The organism is Acidovorax sp. GW460-11-11-14-LB4, assembly GCF_059423685.1.
This window is the reverse complement of the sequence record NZ_JBWKYJ010000139.1, coordinates 1-2,273: the sequence shown is the minus strand read 5'-3', so window position 1 is coordinate 2,273 and position 2,273 is coordinate 1. Positions and strand designations below refer to the sequence as shown.

The window sequence follows — 2,273 nt, the reverse complement described above, 5'->3', positions numbered from 1 at the left end:
GTTCTGGGTGGTGGGCTGCGCCGTGGGGGCCGGTGCACGGACGGCGTGGCGCATGGGCGAAAACCACTCCGCAGAGTCCCCCCAAAAAGGGTAAACAGGTGTAAATTGTCCCCACCCGGCAGCGGGTTTCGAGAGGGGGCGTTCATGTACCTGCGAATTTGGTCACGGCGCGTGTTGCCATGGTGCGCGGTTCTGGCCTGGGGAGGCAGTCTGTCATGTGTGGCGCGGGCTGATGACCTTGTACAGCAAGCGCTGGCGCTGGTTCAGCAGGGCCAGGCACTTCAGGCGTTCCGCTTGCTGGATGCGCAGGAGGGCCAGCGCGCTGGCGACCCGGTGTTTGATGCCGCCATGGGCGATGCTGCGCATGCCGCCGGGCAATACACGCGCGCCATCATGGCGCGAGAGCGCTGGCTAGCTGCTCAACCTGGCAGCACGGAGGCCCAAGTGGCGCTCGGGCAATCCTTGCAGGCTGTGGGCGACCGCCGGGGCGTGATGGCCTTGCCCGCGCCGGTGCAGGCCGCACTCATTCCGGTGGATGCCGGGCACACGCTGGATCAGTTTCTGTATTCCTACGATCGCCTGGATGCCGGAGGGCGCTCCTCGCTCAAGGGCTACGTGGAGTTGGGCGTCGGCCATGACTCCAATGCCAACGCAGCGCCCGTGGTGGGCGAACTTCAGTCTCCAGTGCCTGGCACCCCGGCGTGGGCGCTGCTGCCCGAGGCCCTGGCGACCTCGGGCAACTATGTGGTGGCGCAAGCGGGGCTGCGGGGGCGGGCGGTGCTCAATTCGCGCTGGTCGGTGGTGGGCACGGCCGTGGGGGCGGCCCGGCACTACGGGGGCACCGCTGACCGGTTCGACCACACAGCACTGGATGGCACCCTGGGCTTGGCATGGCGGGCCGAGCGCCATGAGCTGATTGCGTCTGGCCAAGGGTCTTACTACGCGCTGGACGGCACGCGGTTGCGCACCATGGGCGGGGTGCTGGGTGAATGGATTTACCGAATAGACGGTTTTCGCCAGTGGGGCAGCTTTGTGCAGGTGCTCGACGTGCGTTACCCCGACCAGGCGCTGCGCAATGTGCGCCGCAGCGTGGTGGGCACCTCATACTCCCATCTGTTTCGCAATGGCTCATCGGCCTATGGGGGCGTGTACGGTGGTCAGGAGCGCGCGCAGGCCAGTGGTGCTGGCGCGCTGGGCCATCGGCTGTGGGGCCTGCGGGCGGGGGGGCAGTGGCCCTTGGCGCCTCAGTGGTCGGTGTTTGCCAGTGCGGACTGGGAGCACCGGCGCTACGGCGGGCAAGACCCGTTTTTTGCGGTCACCCGTACCGACCGGCAGGCCCAGGTGGCCCTGGGGTTGAACTGGACCCCATCGCCGGGGTGGCGGGTCACGCCGCAATGGTCGTTCACGCGCAACGCATCCACACTGCCCATCACCGACTATGAGCGCCGGGTGTTCTCCATCACCGTGCGCCGGGAGTTCTGAATGCTGTTACGTCGCTGGTCCTGTGCCGACGCACCTGGGAGTTGTCTATGACGTCAGACCAAAAATACGCGCGGCTGGCGCTGCTGATGGGCATGGTGGCAGCCTGGCCCCTGACCGGGCTGGCCGCTGCGGGGCTGGTGCAGTTCGCGGCTGGAGACGTGCAGCTGCGGCGGGGCGAGACCTTGTCCCGCCTGTCCAAAGGTGCCGAACTCGATGGTGGAGATGTGGTGCTCACCGGCACCGAAGGAAGGGCACAGATACGGTTCTCCGACGGGGGGCTGGTGGCCTTGTACCCAGACTCGCAATTCACCGTCACCCGATATGCCGACGGTGCAGGAGCGGGCGAAGACCACTTTGTGGTGAACCTGCTGCGGGGGGGGATGCGCGCCCTCACGGGGCTCATCGGCAAACGCAATCCCGCCAACTACAAGGTGGTCACACCGACGGCGGTGGTGGGCATCCGGGGGTCGGCCTTCTTGCTGGCCATCGATGCCAACGGCCAGGTGTTCGTGTCGGGTGAGCAGGACGAGATCGAGGTATGCACCCAGGCGGGCTGTGTGGGCGTGACGGCGGGCGAGGCGGTACTGGTGGTCTCCGACCAGGATCTGCCGGTCTACACCCACACCCGTGCGTTGCTGCCGGTGCCCCAGGTTCAGACACCTTTGGTGGCGGGGGACCAAGTGGACGTGCAGGGGCGCCGCGCCTTTGTCTACATCGTTCCGGCGCCGGTCCCTGTGCCCGTTCCACCGCCGCCAGAGACCGCGCCGCCCCCAGCGCCCGTGCCCGTGCCC

2 protein-coding genes are annotated in these 2,273 nt (G+C 67.6%); both read left to right on the top strand.

Annotation, left to right across the window (positions count from 1 at the left end; translation table 11 throughout):
* Positions 1–219: 219 nt before the first annotated feature.
* Entirely contained in the window at positions 220–1,482 is a 1,263-nt protein-coding gene (locus AC07X4_RS23890) for a porin family protein (RefSeq protein WP_494741536.1), read from the top strand.
* 47 nt (positions 1,483–1,529) lie between these two features.
* Positions 1,530–2,273, top strand: a 744-nt coding sequence (locus AC07X4_RS23885; RefSeq protein WP_494741535.1) for a FecR family protein, incomplete at its 3' end; no start/stop codon positions are given.